Below are 14,777 nucleotides of genomic sequence, written 5' to 3'. Positions count from 1 at the left end.
AGGTGAGAATCACTCCCGGCCATCACCCTCCGGGTCCTGTCACGGGCGGACTACCATCAGCTCATGACCCGTGTACTGCTCGCCGAGGACGACGCGTCCATCTCGGAGCCGCTGGCCCGTGCACTGCGCCGGGAGGGCTACGAGGTCGAGGTGCGTGAGGACGGACCCACCGCGCTGGACGCCGGAATGCAGGGCGGCGTCGACCTCGTGGTGCTGGACCTCGGGCTGCCCGGCATGGACGGCCTGGAAGTGGCGCGGCGGCTGCGGGCCGAGGGGCACAGCGTGCCGATCCTCATCCTCACCGCGCGCGCCGACGAGGTGGACACCGTGGTCGGGCTCGACGCGGGCGCCGACGACTACGTCACCAAGCCGTTCCGGCTCGCCGAACTGCTCGCCCGGGTACGGGCCCTGCTGCGGCGCGGCGCCGCGGAACCGCAGCAGCCGCCGGCCACCCACGGGGTGCGGATCGACGTGGAGTCGCACCGGGCCTGGATGGGCGACGAGGAGCTGCAGCTCACCGCCAAGGAGTTCGACCTGCTGCGGGTGCTGGTGCGCGACGCGGGCCGGGTGGTCACCCGCGACCAGCTGATGCGCGAGGTCTGGGACACCACCTGGTGGTCCTCCACCAAGACCCTCGACATGCACATCTCCTGGCTGCGCAAGAAGCTCGGCGACGACGCGGCGAACCCGCGCTACATCGCCACCGTGCGAGGCGTGGGCTTCCGGTTCGAGAAGAGCTAGAAGAGCCGAGTGTACGAATCCACCAGCCGTAGACCGACCAGCCGTAGTACGGGTCCATGCGCCGCCGACTGATCCAGTCCACGCTCGCCGTGGTGCTCGTGGTGATCGCCGTGTTCGGGGTCTCCCTCGTCATCGTGGAGACCCGCACCATCAGCAGCACCGCGCAGGAGCGGGTGGAGTCCGAGGCGGTACGGCTCGCCTCCATCGTCGACAGCAGGCTGCTCGCGACCGGGGCGGTCACCGCGGACATGCTGAGCGACCAGGTGCCCGAGGACCGGTACGCGGTCATCCGGGTGCCCGGCGAGCGGCCCATCGCGATCGGCGAGAAGCCGGACGGCGACACCATCACCGCCACCCGCAAGGGCCGGGAGGGCGAGACGGTCACCGTCATGGAACCCCGCTCCGCGGTGACCCGTGAGGTCGGGCGGACGCTGCTGATCATCGGGGCGGTGGCGCTGCTCGCGGTGATCGCGGCGGTGCTGCTGGCGCTGCGCCAGGCCAACCGGCTCGCCTCCCCGCTCACCGACCTCGCCGAGACCGCCGAACGGCTCGGCTCCGGGGACCCCAGGCCGCGGCACAAGCGGTACGGCGTCCAGGAGCTGGACCGGGTGGCGGACGTGCTGGACGCCAGCGCGGAGCGGATCGCGCGGATGCTGACGGCGGAACGGCGGCTGGCCGCGGACGCCTCCCACCAGCTGCGCACACCGCTCACGGCGCTGTCGATGCGGCTGGAGGAGATCACCCTCACCGACGACCCGGACACGGTGAAGGAGGAGGCCACCATCGCGCTGACCCAGGTGGAACGCCTCACGGACGTGGTGGAACGCCTGCTGACCAACTCCCGCGACCCGCGCACCGGCTCCGCGGTCACCTTCGACCTCGATGAGGTCATCCAGCAGCAGCTCGCCGAGTGGCGCCCGGCGTACCGCAGCGCGGGCCGCGCCATCGTCAGCTCCGGCAAACGCCACCTCCAGGCCGTGGGCACGCCCGGCGCGGTGGCCCAGGTGCTGGCGGCCCTGATCGAGAACAGCCTCATGCACGGCGGCGGCACGGTGGCGCTGCGCACCCGGGTCACCGGCAACCAGGCGGTCATCGAGGTCACCGACGAGGGCCCCGGCGTCCCGGCCGACCTGGGCGCCCGCATCTTCGAGCGCGCGATCAGCGGCCGCAACAGCACGGGCATCGGCCTGGCGGTGGCCCGGGACCTCGCGGAGGCGGACGGCGGCCGTCTGGAAATGCTCCAGGCCACACCCCCGGTCTTCGGCCTGTTCCTCTCCCGCACCCCGACCAAGCCGTCGGACCCGGCGACCCCGACGGTGCGCTAGCTAGCGGCGGGTCGCCGCGGCGGGCTGGGCCTTCGGGGAGCGCGGCTGGTTCAGGAGCGGTTCTTCCGCCGGTTCCGGAGCCGGGAGGGCGCGGAAGACCCAGGTGCGGTACGACCAGAAGCGGAACAGGGTCGCCACGGCGATGCCCAGGAACTTGAAGACGTTGCTCTGCAGCGGGGTGTCCCAGCCGAAGCCGTACGTGGCGATGTACAGCACACCGTTCTCGATGATCAGGCCCGCGCCGCTGAACAGCAGGAACAGGCTCATCTCCCGGGTGCGGCCGGACTTGTCGCGGTCACGGTAGGTGAAGTACCGGAACCCGACGTAGTTGAAGGCGATCGCCACCACCGTCGCGATGACGCTGGCGCGGACGACCTGGAGGTCGGTGACATGGCGCACAAAGTTGAAGACGCCGAGGTTGACCAGCAGCCCGGCCCCGCCCACGGCGCCGAATTTGGCGACCTCGTGCGCGTAGCGCCGCAGCAGCCCGGAGGAACCACGTCCCATGGAGTGAAAGCCCCCGTCCGTCGGTTTGGTCAACCAAGCCATGCTAACCACCGGGGTACCCGATTGCCTGTGGACCAGCGCACAGGGCCGGCCCGGAGGACCGGCCCAGGACCGGCCCGGAGGACCGGCCCACAGGGCCGGAGCGGCCGCGAAACCGGGCGCTCCGGAACGGCCGATACCCTAGGGGCGTGACGTTCCCGGTAGTCGGCATGGTCGGCGGGGGCCAGCTCGCTCGTATGACACACGAGGCAGGCATCCCGCTGGGCATCAGGTTCAAGCTCCTCAGTGACACCCCTCAGGATTCCGCGGCGCAGGTCGTCAGCGATGTCGTCATCGGCGACTACCGCGACCTGGACACGCTGCGCGACTTCGCGCGCGGGTGCGATGTGATCACCTTCGATCACGAACACGTGCCCACCGAGCACCTCAGGGCCCTGGAGGCCGACGGCATCCCCGTCCGCCCCGGCCCCGAGGCGCTGGTGCACGCCCAGGACAAGGGGGTGATGCGGGCCAGGCTCGACGCCATCGGTGTGCCGTGCCCACGCCACCGCATCGTCGCCGACCCCGCGGACGTGGCCCGCTTCGCGGCCGAGGGCGACGGCTTCCCCGTGGTCCTGAAGACCGTGCGCGGCGGCTACGACGGCAAGGGCGTGTGGGTCGTGGACTCCGTCGAGGAGGCCGAGGCCCCCTTCAGGGCGGGTGTGCCCGTCCTCGCCGAGGAGAAGGTCGACTTCGTCCGCGAGCTGGCCGCCAACGTCGTGCGCTCCCCGCACGGCCAGGCCGTCGCCTACCCGGTCGTGGAGTCCCGCCAGGTCGACGGCGTCTGCGACACCGTGATCGCCCCGGCCCCCGACCTCGACGAGGCCCTCGCCCTCAAGGCCGAGGAGATGGCCCTGACCATCGCCAAGGAGCTGGGCGTCGTCGGCCACCTCGCCGTGGAGCTGTTCCAGACCCGCGACGGCCGCGTCCTGGTCAACGAACTGGCGATGCGCCCGCACAACTCCGGTCACTGGACCCAGGACGGCGCGATCACCAGCCAGTTCGCCAACCACGTCCGGGCCGTCCTCGACCTCCCGCTCGGCGACCCGCGCCCCCGCGCCCCGTGGACCGTGATGGTCAACGTCCTCGGCGGCGACTACCCGGACATGTACTCCGCGTACCTGCACTGCATGGCCCGCGACCCCCGGCTGAAGATCCACATGTACGGCAAGGACGTGAAGCCCGGCCGCAAGGTCGGCCACGTCAACACCTACGGCGACGAGCTGGACGACGTGCTGGAGCGCGCCCGTCACGCAGCCGGATACCTGAGAGGCACGATCACCGAATGAGCCCGGTTGTAGGCATCGTCATGGGGTCGGACAGCGACTGGCCGGTCATGGAGGCCGCCGCCCAGGCGCTGGACGAGTTCGAGATCGACTACGAGGTCGACGTCGTCTCCGCGCACCGCATGCCGCGCGAGATGATCGGCTACGGCGAGCAGGCCGCCGAGCGCGGACTGAAGGTGATCATCGCGGGCGCGGGCGGTGCCGCCCACCTGCCCGGCATGCTCGCCTCCGTCACCCCGCTCCCGGTCATCGGTGTGCCGGTGCCGCTGAAGTACCTCGACGGCATGGACAGCCTGCTCTCCATCGTGCAGATGCCGGCCGGTGTCCCGGTCGCCACCGTCTCGGTCGCCGGCGCCCGCAACGCCGGACTGCTCGCGGTGCGGATGCTCGCCGCGCACGACGAGGAACTCCTCGGCCGGATGAAGGAGTTCCAGCAGGAGCTCAACGACCAGGCCACCGAGAAGGGCAGACGGCTGCGCACCAAGGTCGAGGGGTCCAGCGGCTTCGGCTTCGGCAAATGACGGCCCCGGACTCCGCGTCGGCGGAGCGGGCCCGGGAGCTGCTGCGCGAGTTCCCCGTGGTCGACGGGCACAACGACCTGCCCTGGGCGCTGCGCGAACAGGTCCGCTACGACCTCGACGCCCGTGACATCGCCGCGGACCAGTCCGCCCACCTGCACACCGACCTGGCCCGCCTGCGCGCGGGCGGGGTCGGCGCCCAGTACTGGTCGGTGTACGTCCGCTCGGACCTGCCCGACCCGGTGCCCGCGACGCTGGAACAGATCGACTGCGTACGGCAGTTGATCGACCGCCACCCGGCCGACCTGCGCGCCGCGCTGACCGCCGCCGACCTGGAGGAGGCGCGCCGGGAGGGCCGTATCGCCTCGCTGATGGGCGCGGAGGGCGGGCACTCGATAGCCAACTCCCTCGGCACCCTGCGCGGGCTGTACGCGCTCGGCGTCCGCTACCTCACGCTCACCCACAACGACAACGTCGACTGGGCGGACTCGGCGACCGACGAGCCGAAGGCGGGCGGGCTCACCGCGTTCGGCCACGAGGTCGTGAGGGAGATGAACCGGCTCGGCATGCTCGTCGACCTCTCCCATGTGGCGGCGACGACCATGCGGGACGCGCTGGACACCTCCACCGCGCCGGTGATCTTCTCGCACTCCTCCTCCCGTGCCGTCTGCGACCACCCGCGCAACATCCCCGACGACGTCCTGGAGCGGCTGCCCGCCAACGGCGGCATCGCGATGGTGACGTTCGTGCCGAAGTTCGTCCTCCAGGCCGCCGTCGACTGGACGGCCGCCGCCGACGACAACATGCGCGCCCACGGCTTCCACCACCTCGCCACCACTCCCGAGGCGATGAAGGTGCACCGCGCCTTCGAGGAGGCCCACCCGCGCCCCGTCGCCACCGTGGCCACGGTCGCCGACCACCTGGACCACATGCGCGAGGTGGCCGGCATCGACCACCTCGGCATCGGCGGCGACTACGACGGCACCGCGTTCACCCCCGAGGGCCTGAACGACGTCTCCGGCTACCCGCGCCTGATCGCCGAACTGCTCGACCGTGGCTGGTCCCGCTCCGACCTCGCCAAGCTGACCTGGCAGAACGCCGTACGGGTGCTGGGCGCGGCCGAGGACGTGGCCCGTCACCTCCAGTCGGTGCGCGCCCCGTCGAACGCGACGATCGAGTCACTGGACGGCGCGTCCGGCGCCTGATCCGGCAGGGCGGGGTAGTCGGTGTATCCGGCCGCCCCGCCCGTGTACATGAAGTACCGCTCCCGCACCGGGTTGAGCGGCGCGCCCCGGCGCAGCCGCACCACCAGGTCCGGATTGGCGAGGAAGGGCCGCCCCAGGGCGACGAGATCCGCCCCGCCCGCCAGCATCCGCTCCGCCCCCTCCCGTACCGCGTCCGTGGTCAGCCCGGTGAGCACCGGATTGCCGATCAGCGTGCCCGGCCAGGCGCCCCGCAGCTCCTTGAAGACGCGGCTGTCCGGGTCGGCGTACCCGATGTGCAGATACGCCAGGCCCAGCCCCCGCAGCCGCTCCAGCAGCGCCGGGTACAGCTCCTCGGTCTCGCCCTCGTCGATGCCGTTGACCGTGTTGCCGGGGGAGATCCGCAGCCCGGTCCGCACGGCGCCGATCTCCGCGGCCACCGCCTCGGTGACCTCGGCGGCGAACCGGACGCGGTTCTCGACGGTGCCGCCGTAGCGGTCGGTGCGCAGGTTGGTGTTGCGGGACAGGAACTGGTGCAGCAGATGGCCGTTGGCGGAGTGCACCTCGACGCCCTCGAAACCGGCGTCGAGCGCGTTACGGGCGGCGGAGGCGAAGTCGGCGACGGTGCCTGCTATTTGAGCGACTGTCAACTTACGCGGGACAACCGATGGTTGGTGCCCGCCGGGAGTGAAGATCGTCTCGGGCAGGGCCACCGGGGAGGGCGCGACCGGGACGAGTCCACTGGTCGCCGGATGCCCGACCCGGCCGCCGTGCTGGAGCTGCAGGAACATCCGCCCGCCCGCCGCGCCGACGGCGTCCGTCACCCGCCGCCAGCCCTTCACGTGCCGGGGCTCGTGGATCGCGGTGATGTTCGGGTACGTCTGCCCGACCGCGTTCGGCGTCGACGCCTCGGCGATGATCAGCCCGGCCGAGGCGCGCTGCGCGTAGTACTCGGCCATCAGATCAGTAGGGGTGCCGTCGGGCTCCGCCCGGTTCCGGGTGAGCGGGGCCATGACCAGGCGGTGGGGGAGGTCGAGGTGGCCGAGAACGGCCGGTGCGAAGAGATCGGTCCGTGTCATGGCCGTACCGTAGAAGCTGACACCAGTGTCAGATTCAAGCCCGGCCACGACCTACGGCGGAGGCGGACGTGCGGATCGGTGAACTGGCCCGGCGCACCGGCGTGAGCGTGCGCTCCCTGCGGTACTACGAGACCCAGGGGCTGCTGCGCAGCGACCGCACCCCAGGCGGACACCGCGAGTACGCGGAGGCCGCCGTGGACCGTGTGATCCGCATCCAGGAGCTGTACGCGGCCGGACTGCACAGCGACCGCGTCCGGCAGCTCCTGCCCTGTATGCGCGACGAGGACGGCGGCCCCTCCGCGATCGCCACGCCCCGGCTGGTCGCCGACCTCACCGTGGAACGGGACCGCATCGACCGCCAGATCGCCGATCTGATCCGCTCGCGGGACACCCTGGACGAGGTGATCCGGGCCGCCGAGGACGGGTGACGTACCCCCGAACGCCGCGCCCACCAGGAAGAACCCCGGCCCTCCGTGCGACGGTGACCGTACTCACGACGTACGGAGACCGCCATGGCCGACCTCCACGACGAACTGGACGAACTGCCGCTCGCCGAGCCCTTCGAGGCGGTACTGGTGGAGGGCGCCGACCCGCCCGCGGCCGAGCCGCCGGTGCCCGCGGCGGGCGGCCCGCTGGAGCGCGCGCACGCCCTGCTCGCCGCGCACCCCGTCGCCGACGGCTACAGCGGACTTCCCTGGGCGCTGCGCCATCTGCCCTGGTACGACCTGGAACTGGGCGAGAGCGCCGTCGACACCGATGTGCCGCGGCTGCGGCGCGGCCACGTCGGGGCCCTGTTCTGCTCACTGCACCTGCCCGAGGGGCTGGCCGCCGACCGGGCCGTCGCCGCCACCCTGGAACAGCTCGACCTGGTCCGCGCGGTGATCGCCGCCCACCCCGAGGGGCTGCGGCTCGCGCGCACCGCGGGCCAGGTCCTCGACGCCCGCAACTGCGGGCGCACCGCCGTGGTGCTGGGTCCGGCCACGGCCGCCGCGCTGGACGACTCGCTCGGCATCCTGCGCGTCCTGCACGGCCTGGGGCTGCGCATCCTCACGCTGGCCGGGACCTCGTGGGCGAGCGAGGCGGGGCTGACCCGGTTCGGGGAGGAGGTGGTCCGCGAGATGAACCGGCTCGGGGTGCTCGCCGACCTCTCCGGCGCCTCCGACGAGACGGTCGCCCGCGCGCTGGCCGCCTCCAAGGCCCCGGTGGTGTGCACCCGCTCCGCCGCCCGCGCCCTGCGCCCGCACCCCGCCAACCTCCCCGACGACCTGCTCGCCGGGCTGGGCGCGGCCGGCGGCCTGTGCATGGTGCCGCTGACCGCCGAGCAGACCGGGCCGACGGTCCGCGACGTCGCCGACCACCTCGACCACGTCCGCGCCGTCGCCGGCCCCGCGAGTGTGGGCCTGTCCGGCACCTACGACTCCGGCGCCGCCCACCCCCAGGACCTCCCCGACGCCTCCGGCTACCCCCGCCTGATCGCCGAACTCCTCCACCGAGGCTGGTCCGATTCCGACCTCACCCTCCTCACCTGGGGCAACGCCCAACGCGTTCTGCGCACAGCCGACTTCACAGCGAAGGCGGCCCAGCAGCGCAGAGAGCCGTCAACGGCCCGGATCGCGGAACTGGACGCCTAGGGCCTGTCGTTTGGATCAGCCTGGCTCTGATCGACGGTCCGTCGTGACTGAGCCGAGCGGGGGCGATGGGGGTGCCCCCGCGCGAGGTTGTTCGAGCGTGGGGGAGCGTGCAGCTGCAAGGCGGAGGAGGGAGTCGACGCGATGGGGGTCCCTCCCGCGCGAGCGAAGCCGAGCGTGGGGGAGTCGGCGACCGACGACAACGCGGCTGGGGGTCCCCCCTCTGGGGGAGTGCGTGCCAGACCCCGCGACGCCGGGATGATCCAAACGACAGGCCCTAGGGGGCATCCGCGGGGATTCGGCACAGGCAGAACGGATGCCCCGCCGGGTCCGTGTAGACCCGGAAGTCGTCCTCCGGGTCCTGTTCCCGGCGCAGCAGGCGGGCGCCCAGGGCCAGGACCCTGCGTTCGGCGGCGTCCACCTCCGCCCAGGTGGGCCCGGCGTCGAGGTCGAGGTGGAACTGCTGGGCGTTGTCGCCCTCGCGGGGCCAGGCCGGGGGCCGGAAGTCCGGCTCGCGGTTGAAGGAGAGCCGGGGGACGCCCGGCGCCCGTAGGACCACCCAGTCCTCCGCCTGCGCCTCAGGGGTGCCGCCCAGGACGGCCGCGTAGAACTCGGCGAGGGCGAGCGGATCGGGGCAGTCGATCACGACGGAGCGGAAACGGGCGACGGCCACGGCGGCCCCTTCCTCCGGCTCAGCCCGCGCAGAGGCAGAACGGGTGGCCCGCCGGGTCCGCGTAGACCCGGAACGTGCGGGTGCGGTCCTCCGTGTCCAGGGGCTTCGCGCCCAGGTCCAGGACGCCCTTCTCGGCCGTGTCCAGGTCGTCCACCTGGAGGTCGAGGTGGAACTGCTGGGAGTGCTCGGCCGAGGGCCACTTCGGCGGTACGAATCCGGGCGCCTCCTGGAAGGCGAGCTGCTTGCCGTCGGGCAGCTTGAGCTCCACCCACTCTCCCTGGTCGTTGATCGTGCCGCCGAGGACAGCGGCGTAGAACTCGGCGAGGGCGTGCGGTTCGGGACAGTCCAGGACGACGACGTCCAGGGTGGCGAGAGCCATGACTTCCTCCGCGTACTCGGGATGACGCGTTACCGGCACAGAGGTTCATCCGGTAACGCCGTTACTGCATACTCCCGCATTGGAGGTAACGTCGCAACCATGAACGCGCGCTCGCCCGCCCCTGGAGGGCTGGAACTCGTGGAGTCCCTGGTCAACACGCTGGACCTGGAATCGGGCGCCGACGCGCTGGACACGCCCGACGGCCGGGCGGGCCTGGGCCTGCGCGAGGACGAGGTACCGGCCGCGAAGGAGCTGCGCGAGTCACTGCGCGCCGCGCTCCTGGCCCACGCCGGACACCCCCCGCACCGCACGGTGACCCCGCTGACCGAACTGCTCGCCGCGGCCCCGCTGCGGCTGACCGTCGACCCCGCCGACGGCTCGGCGGCCCTCACCGCTGCCGACCCCCGCCCGCTGACCTCCCGCGTCGCCGCGGCGGTCGCCGAGTCACTGGTCGCGGGCACCTGGACCCGGCTGAAGGCGTGCGAGGCGGCCGACTGCCACTGGGCGTACTACGACCGCAGCCCCGCCGGGCGGGGTCGCTGGTGCTCCATGCAGGTGTGCGGGGCGCGGGCGAAGATGCGCAGGTACCGCGCCAAATAGAAGATGCGCCGGTACCGCGCCACATAACGGACGAATGGGGTGCTTGGGGACTCCAGGGCCACCACACAGCGATGTACGGCAGAATGCGGTAAGACGCCGTTTCGGCCGACTGAGCCTCGGCCGAAACGGCGTCGCCCTGCCTTCCGGCGCCGCCCGGCCGCCGTACGCCTACGCCGTGGGCCGCCCCATCGCCCGGTACGTCCAGCCCGCCGCCCGCCACCGGGCCGGGTCGAGGGCGTTGCGGCCGTCCAGGATCAGCCGGGTCGCCGCGGCCTCGCCGAGGGCCGCCGGGTCCAGCTCCCGGAACTCGCGCCACTCGGTCAGGTGCAGGACGACATCCGCGCCGCGCACCGCCTCCAGCGCGGAGTCGGCGTAGCCGAGGGTCGGGAAGATACGGCGGGCGTTGGCCATGCCCTTGGGGTCGTAGACCGTGACCTGGCCGCCCTGGAGATGGATCTGGCCCGCCACGTTCAGCGCGGGCGAGTCACGCACGTCGTCCGAGTCCGGCTTGAAGGTGGCGCCCAGCACCGCGACCCGCTTGCCGAGGAACGCCCCGCCGCCCAGCGCCTGCCGGGTCAGCTCCACCATCTGGCCGCGCTGGCGCATGTTGATGGAGTCGATCTCGCGCAGGAAGGTCAGCGCCTGGTCCGCGCCCAGCTCACCGGCGCGGGCCATGAACGCCCGGATGTCCTTGGGCAGACAGCCGCCGCCGAAGCCGATCCCGGCCCGCAGGAACTTCGACCCGATCCGGTCGTCGTAGCCGATCGCCTCCGCGAGCTTGGCGACGTCGCCGCCCGCGGCCTCGCAGACCTCGGCCATGGCGTTGATGAAGGAGATCTTCGTGGCGAGGAAGGAGTTCGCCGAGGTCTTCACCAGCTCGGCGGTCGGGAAGTCGGTGACCACGAAGGGCGAGCCCTCCGCGATCGGCGTCGCGTACACCTCGCGCAGCAGCTTCTCGGCCCGCTCACTGCGCACGCCGACCACGATCCGGTCGGGGTGCAGGGTGTCGTTCACGGCGAAGCCCTCGCGCAGGAACTCCGGGTTCCAGGCCAGCTCCGCGTCCGCCCCGGCCGGCGCGTGCTCGGCCAGGTACGCGGCGAGCCGGTCCGCGGAGCCGACCGGCACCGTCGACTTGCCGACGACCAGCGCGGCCTGCTCCAGATGCGGGGCGAGCGAGGCGAAGGCGGAGTCGACGTAGCTCATGTCGCAGGCGTACTCGCCGTGCCGCTGCGGAGTGTTCACACACACGAAGTGCACATCGCCGAAGGCGCCGATCTCGGCCCAGTCCATGGTGAACCGCAGCCGCCCGCTGGAGCCCTCGAACCCGGCCACGTGCTTGCGCAGCAGCTCGTCCAGGCCCGGCTCGTACATCGGGACCTCACCGCGCCGGAGCATCTCGATCTTCTCCGGCACCACGTCGAGCGCCAGGACCTCGAAACCGAGCTCGGCCATGGCCGCGGCGTGCGTGGCGCCGAGATAGCCGGTGCCGATCACGGTGATCTTGAGGGCCATGGGGGACTCCCTTGAGTGGTACAGCAGAGGTGCAGCGGTAGTGCGGCGGCGGTGCCCGCCCGAGCATAGTCGGGGCTTGCCAATGCCCTTCACCGGGCACTTTTCCGTTGTCGCCAAGCTCACGTATCACGAATGTGAGCGGCCCTTTAAAATTTGAGTTACTTAACGGTAATTAGCGCCAGCATCACAGCGTCTTTGGAGCGTGAGAGACCTTGGCCGGATCGGCTGACTTCGACCTGTACCGCCCGTCCGAGGAGCACGACATGCTCCGCGACGCCGTCCGCTCCCTGGCCGAGGCGAAGATCGCGCCGCACGCCGCCGCGGTGGACGAGGAGGCGCGCTTCCCGCAGGAGGCCCACGACGCCCTCGTGGCGAACGACCTGCACGCCGTGCACGTCCCCGAGGAGTACGGCGGCGCCGGCGCCGACGCGCTCGCCACGGTCATCGTGATCGAGGAGGTGGCCCGCGTCTGCGCGTCCTCCTCCCTGATCCCCGCGGTGAACAAGCTCGGCTCGCTGCCGGTCATCCTCTCCGGCTCCGAGGACCTGAAGAAGAAGTACATGGCCCCGCTCGCCAAGGGCGAGGGCATGTTCTCCTACTGCCTCTCCGAGCCGGACGCCGGTTCGGACGCGGCCGGCATGAAGACCAAGGCGGTCCGCGACGGCGACCACTGGATCCTCAACGGCGTCAAGCGCTGGATCACCAACGCGGGCGTCTCCGAGTTCTACACGGTCATGGCCGTCACCGACCCGTCCAAGCGCTCCAAGGGCATCTCCGCCTTCGTGGTGGAGAAGGGCGACGAGGGTGTCTCCTTCGGCGCCCCGGAGAAGAAGCTCGGCATCAAGGGCTCCCCGACCCGCGAGGTCTACCTCGACAACGTCCGCATCCCCGCCGACCGCATGATCGGCGAGGAGGGCACCGGCTTCGCGACCGCGATGAAGACCCTGGACCACACCCGCATCACCATCGCGGCCCAGGCCCTCGGCATCGCCCAGGGCGCCCTCGACTACGCCAAGGGCTACGTCCAGGAGCGCAAGCAGTTCGGCAAGCCGATCGCCGACTTCCAGGGCATCCAGTTCATGCTCGCCGACATGGCCATGAAGATCTCGGCCGCCCGCGCCCTGACTTACCAGGCCGCCGCCGCCTCCGAGCGCGGCGACGCCGACCTCACCTACCTCGGCGCCGCCGCCAAGTGCTTCGCGTCGGACGTGGCGATGGAGGCCACGACGGACGCCGTCCAGCTCCTCGGCGGCTACGGCTACACCCGCGACTACCCGGTCGAGCGCATGATGCGCGACGCGAAGATTACACAGATTTATGAGGGCACGAATCAAGTACAGCGGATCGTGATGGCAAGGAACCTTCCCTAGCTGTGTTTTTGCAGGTCAGAGGCTGTTTTGAGGCTCCGCAGAGGCATCCTTGGATTTCTGCCCGCTGCGGCCTGATCAGGACTGTTCCTGGGCGTCATGCTGGGGGAATCCTGGGCAGATGTCAGGCCGGAAACGGCCACTGACCTGCACAAACAATGCAGCCCCCGGCGTAACGCCGGGGGCTGTTGTCGTAAGTGGATCACGCGACCTCTGACGCCTCCGTGGGGTCGTCGGCGCCGGGCGTCAGCATCGTTGCGATGGCGGCCCGGCCGCGCTGCTCGGCCCCTTCGAAGATGTAGTGGTAGTGCTCCCTCAGTACGTCCGTACTGCCGTGGCCCATCCAGTCGGCCACGTCGTTCTCGGGGACTCCGGCGTATAGCAGTCGCGACCCGTAGTAGTGCCGGAGTGAGTGAGCCTTGCAGTACTTCACCTGCCCCTTGCTCAGAGCCTCCATCCAGATCTTCGGGTAGAAGTACGACGCGTAGAGGTAGCCGGTCCGTGTCACGTTAGGGAAGAGAAGCTGTTCCGGCCCCCATGCGCCGTGGTTCTTGATGTGCCGCCGAAGCTCGAAGGCGACGTTCGGCGGGAGGGGGACGGTACGCCCTGGCTCGCCTTCGTCACGAGCCTTGATGTGCCGACGCTGGATCGCGCTGTTCTTCCCGGACTCGGTGTCTCCGTCCTCCGCGATCTGGAAGTCGACGCGAAGCGTCTCGGCCTTGAAGTCGATCTGATCGCGGGATACCGCCATGGCCTCACCCAGCCGCAGGCCGCACCCGGCCATGAGCCACAGCATCGCGCGGTATCGCGGAGGAGCGGCATCGAGCATCGCCAGGACTTCCCGCGTCGTGAGTCGCCGGGCGGTGCTCTTGTGCTCCCGGATCTCCTTGGCGCGGCTGCCCGCGCCTTTGACCTTCTTGCACGGGTTCCGACCGATGATCTCGTTGACGACAGCCCAGTCCATCATCCCAGAGAAGAACGAGAACCGCTGGCGTCGTGTGCGGGCCGAGAGCTTCCGGTCCCGCTCCATCCACAAGAGCCACTGCTCAACGTCGGCAACCTTCAGGGACACGATCGAACGGGCCTTGAAGAACGGCTCAATGGTCGTGTTGAGGATGGATCGATACTGCTTCTTGGTGCTGTTCTCCAGCTTCCTTTGATTGGTCCACTGCTCCCAGACGGCCGTCACCGGCTGCTTGCCCAACCGATCGTCGAGGTACGTTCCGGCGTCGAGTTCCTGTTCCTTGCGCTTGCGCTGGTCGTCTGCCCGCGTCTTGGTGGCGAACGTCTTCTGCCGTTGCTTCCCGTCAGGGTCGTACCAGAACGTCGTCCAGTTCTTCGGGTCGTCCTTGGATCGCGCGACCCATGCCCTTGCCACTGAGGCGGCCCCCCTCTGTCGATGACGCACGGACGGCCCGGCGTCGTGCCGGTTGCCCGGCGTGATCCAGACGCCTACCGCCCCGAAGCGCAGCGGGCCCCCGAGCCCGCGCCGGAATCGCTCGCGGACTCCAATCCCTTCCGCGTACTGCTCTAACCAACCAAAGGAACAGCCCCGGCCACTGGCCGGGGCTTCTTTGTTGCTTCGACTACCGTGCAGGACACGCCAGTTCAGGCTTCGATCGATTCGGCGAGCAGGTCACCACAGCCAGAGACAGGTACGAGGGGCGTTCGAGGTAGCAGCCGAGCGACACATCCGCTCCCGATTCCAGCCGCTCAGCAGCGGAGTTGACGAGCATGGCCAGGTGGGTGGTGTCGCGGTCCCTCTCGGCGGCGAACCGGTGCGCGTACTCGGCCAACTGTTCCCCGAGCCAGGCCGCCGCTTCCTTGGCCTCATCCCAGGTGCCCCGAACCGAGGAAGGCGGCTTAATGAGCCAGTACGCCGTTTCCAGGGGAGGAAGATCAGAAGTGGGGAACTCCGCCG

At 70.7% G+C, this 14,777-nt stretch carries 16 protein-coding genes; 9 read left to right on the top strand and 7 right to left on the bottom strand.

The window, feature by feature from the left end; genetic code table 11:
• The first annotated feature begins 63 nt into the window (after nucleotides 1–63).
• Both GA0115233_RS16335 and GA0115233_RS16330 read left to right on the top strand, forming a co-directional pair.
• On the top strand, nucleotides 64–741 hold the full coding sequence (locus GA0115233_RS16335; protein WP_093720955.1) for a response regulator transcription factor: 678 nt from the start codon (nucleotides 64–66) through the stop codon (nucleotides 739–741).
• Nucleotides 742–797: 56 nt separating this feature from the next.
• Entirely contained in the window at nucleotides 798–2,066 is a 1,269-nt protein-coding gene (locus GA0115233_RS16330; RefSeq protein ID WP_093720954.1) for an ATP-binding protein, read from the top strand.
• Here GA0115233_RS16330 and GA0115233_RS16325 read toward each other — a convergent pair whose 3' ends face one another.
• On the bottom strand, nucleotides 2,067–2,573 hold the full coding sequence (locus tag GA0115233_RS16325) for a GtrA family protein (protein ID WP_093720953.1): 507 nt from the start codon (nucleotides 2,571–2,573) through the stop codon (nucleotides 2,067–2,069).
• Nucleotides 2,574–2,761: 188 nt separating this feature from the next.
• On the opposite strand from GA0115233_RS16325, the gene GA0115233_RS16320 reads away from it, so the two are divergent.
• Genes GA0115233_RS16320 through GA0115233_RS16310 form a run of 3 tightly spaced genes read left to right on the top strand, consistent with a single transcriptional unit; the run spans nucleotide 2,762 to nucleotide 5,621 of the window.
• On the top strand, nucleotides 2,762–3,901 hold the full coding sequence (locus GA0115233_RS16320; RefSeq protein ID WP_093720952.1) for a 5-(carboxyamino)imidazole ribonucleotide synthase: 1,140 nt from the start codon (nucleotides 2,762–2,764) through the stop codon (nucleotides 3,899–3,901).
• Nucleotides 3,898–4,419, top strand: coding sequence for a 5-(carboxyamino)imidazole ribonucleotide mutase (purE, locus tag GA0115233_RS16315; protein ID WP_093720951.1), 522 nt, complete (start codon nucleotides 3,898–3,900; stop codon nucleotides 4,417–4,419). The genes GA0115233_RS16320 and purE overlap by 4 nt, the downstream gene beginning before the upstream one ends.
• Nucleotides 4,416–5,621: a dipeptidase gene (locus GA0115233_RS16310; protein ID WP_093720950.1), complete on the top strand. Its 1,206-nt coding sequence runs from the start codon at nucleotides 4,416–4,418 to the stop codon at nucleotides 5,619–5,621. The genes purE and GA0115233_RS16310 overlap by 4 nt, the downstream gene beginning before the upstream one ends.
• Here the strand turns inward: GA0115233_RS16310 and GA0115233_RS16305 are convergent.
• Nucleotides 5,552–6,697 carry an alkene reductase gene (locus tag GA0115233_RS16305; protein WP_093720949.1) on the bottom strand — a complete coding sequence of 382 codons (1,146 nt, stop codon included), beginning with the start codon at nucleotides 6,695–6,697 and terminating at the stop codon, nucleotides 5,552–5,554. The genes GA0115233_RS16310 and GA0115233_RS16305 overlap by 70 nt on opposite strands.
• Before the next feature lie 68 nt (nucleotides 6,698–6,765).
• On the opposite strand from GA0115233_RS16305, the gene GA0115233_RS16300 reads away from it, so the two are divergent.
• Nucleotides 6,766–7,125, top strand: a complete 360-nt coding sequence (locus GA0115233_RS16300) for a MerR family transcriptional regulator (RefSeq protein ID WP_093720948.1) — start codon at nucleotides 6,766–6,768, stop codon at nucleotides 7,123–7,125.
• Between the two features lie 84 nt (nucleotides 7,126–7,209).
• Nucleotides 7,210–8,328: a dipeptidase gene (locus GA0115233_RS16295; RefSeq protein ID WP_093720947.1), complete on the top strand. Its 1,119-nt coding sequence runs from the start codon at nucleotides 7,210–7,212 to the stop codon at nucleotides 8,326–8,328.
• Nucleotides 8,329–8,602: 274 nt separating this feature from the next.
• Here the strand turns inward: GA0115233_RS16295 and GA0115233_RS16290 are convergent, their stop codons facing one another.
• Nucleotides 8,603–8,998: a VOC family protein gene (locus GA0115233_RS16290; protein ID WP_093720946.1), complete on the bottom strand. Its 396-nt coding sequence runs from the start codon at nucleotides 8,996–8,998 to the stop codon at nucleotides 8,603–8,605.
• A 19-nt stretch (nucleotides 8,999–9,017) separates the two neighbouring features.
• Nucleotides 9,018–9,377, bottom strand: coding sequence for a VOC family protein (locus GA0115233_RS16285; RefSeq protein WP_093720945.1), 360 nt, complete (start codon nucleotides 9,375–9,377; stop codon nucleotides 9,018–9,020).
• 99 nt (nucleotides 9,378–9,476) lie between these two features.
• Here GA0115233_RS16285 and GA0115233_RS16280 point away from each other — a divergent pair, with 99 nt between their 5' ends.
• A complete protein-coding gene (locus GA0115233_RS16280; RefSeq protein ID WP_093720944.1) occupies nucleotides 9,477–9,977 on the top strand; it encodes a CGNR zinc finger domain-containing protein in 501 nt (166 codons plus the stop codon).
• A 168-nt stretch (nucleotides 9,978–10,145) separates the two neighbouring features.
• On the opposite strand, the gene GA0115233_RS16275 is transcribed toward GA0115233_RS16280, so the two are convergent.
• Nucleotides 10,146–11,489 carry a UDP-glucose dehydrogenase family protein gene (locus GA0115233_RS16275; RefSeq protein ID WP_093720943.1) on the bottom strand — a complete coding sequence of 448 codons (1,344 nt, stop codon included), beginning with the start codon at nucleotides 11,487–11,489 and terminating at the stop codon, nucleotides 10,146–10,148.
• Between the two features lie 212 nt (nucleotides 11,490–11,701).
• Here GA0115233_RS16275 and GA0115233_RS16270 point away from each other — a divergent pair, with 212 nt between their 5' ends.
• Nucleotides 11,702–12,859 carry an acyl-CoA dehydrogenase gene (locus tag GA0115233_RS16270; RefSeq protein WP_093720942.1) on the top strand — a complete coding sequence of 386 codons (1,158 nt, stop codon included), beginning with the start codon at nucleotides 11,702–11,704 and terminating at the stop codon, nucleotides 12,857–12,859.
• 199 nt (nucleotides 12,860–13,058) lie between these two features.
• Here GA0115233_RS16270 and GA0115233_RS16265 read toward each other — a convergent pair whose 3' ends face one another.
• Both GA0115233_RS16265 and GA0115233_RS16260 read right to left on the bottom strand, forming a co-directional pair.
• On the bottom strand, nucleotides 13,059–14,234 hold the full coding sequence (locus tag GA0115233_RS16265) for a tyrosine-type recombinase/integrase (protein WP_093720941.1): 1,176 nt from the start codon (nucleotides 14,232–14,234) through the stop codon (nucleotides 13,059–13,061).
• A gap of 208 nt (nucleotides 14,235–14,442) precedes the next feature.
• Nucleotides 14,443–14,777 (bottom strand): hypothetical protein (locus GA0115233_RS16260; protein ID WP_107406436.1); only part of this gene is annotated, 335 nt, incomplete at its 5' end.

The organism is Streptomyces sp. DI166, assembly GCF_900091315.1.
Taxonomy (GTDB): domain Bacteria; phylum Actinomycetota; class Actinomycetes; order Streptomycetales; family Streptomycetaceae; genus Streptomyces; species Streptomyces fuscus.
The sequence above is the reverse complement of the archived record's forward strand: the minus strand, read 5'-3'. Positions and strand labels throughout refer to the sequence as shown.

Excerpts from the sequence above, each read along its gene's own strand:
- GA0115233_RS16280 (WP_093720944.1), top strand. The coding sequence starts at position 9,477 with ATGAACGCGCGCTCGCCCGCCCCTGGAGGGCTGGAACTCGTGGAGTCC.
- GA0115233_RS16275 (WP_093720943.1), bottom strand. The coding sequence starts at position 11,489 with ATGGCCCTCAAGATCACCGTGATCGGCACCGGCTATCTCGGCGCCACG.
- GA0115233_RS16295 (WP_093720947.1), top strand. The coding sequence starts at position 7,210 with ATGGCCGACCTCCACGACGAACTGGACGAACTGCCGCTCGCCGAGCCC.
- GA0115233_RS16310 (WP_093720950.1), top strand. The coding sequence starts at position 4,416 with ATGACGGCCCCGGACTCCGCGTCGGCGGAGCGGGCCCGGGAGCTGCTG.
- GA0115233_RS16325 (WP_093720953.1), bottom strand. The coding sequence starts at position 2,573 with ATGGGACGTGGTTCCTCCGGGCTGCTGCGGCGCTACGCGCACGAGGTC.
- GA0115233_RS16305 (WP_093720949.1), bottom strand. The coding sequence starts at position 6,697 with ATGACACGGACCGATCTCTTCGCACCGGCCGTTCTCGGCCACCTCGAC.
- purE (WP_093720951.1), top strand. The coding sequence starts at position 3,898 with ATGAGCCCGGTTGTAGGCATCGTCATGGGGTCGGACAGCGACTGGCCG.
- GA0115233_RS16285 (WP_093720945.1), bottom strand. The coding sequence starts at position 9,377 with ATGGCTCTCGCCACCCTGGACGTCGTCGTCCTGGACTGTCCCGAACCG.
- GA0115233_RS16335 (WP_093720955.1), top strand. The coding sequence starts at position 64 with ATGACCCGTGTACTGCTCGCCGAGGACGACGCGTCCATCTCGGAGCCG.
- GA0115233_RS16330 (WP_093720954.1), top strand. The coding sequence starts at position 798 with ATGCGCCGCCGACTGATCCAGTCCACGCTCGCCGTGGTGCTCGTGGTG.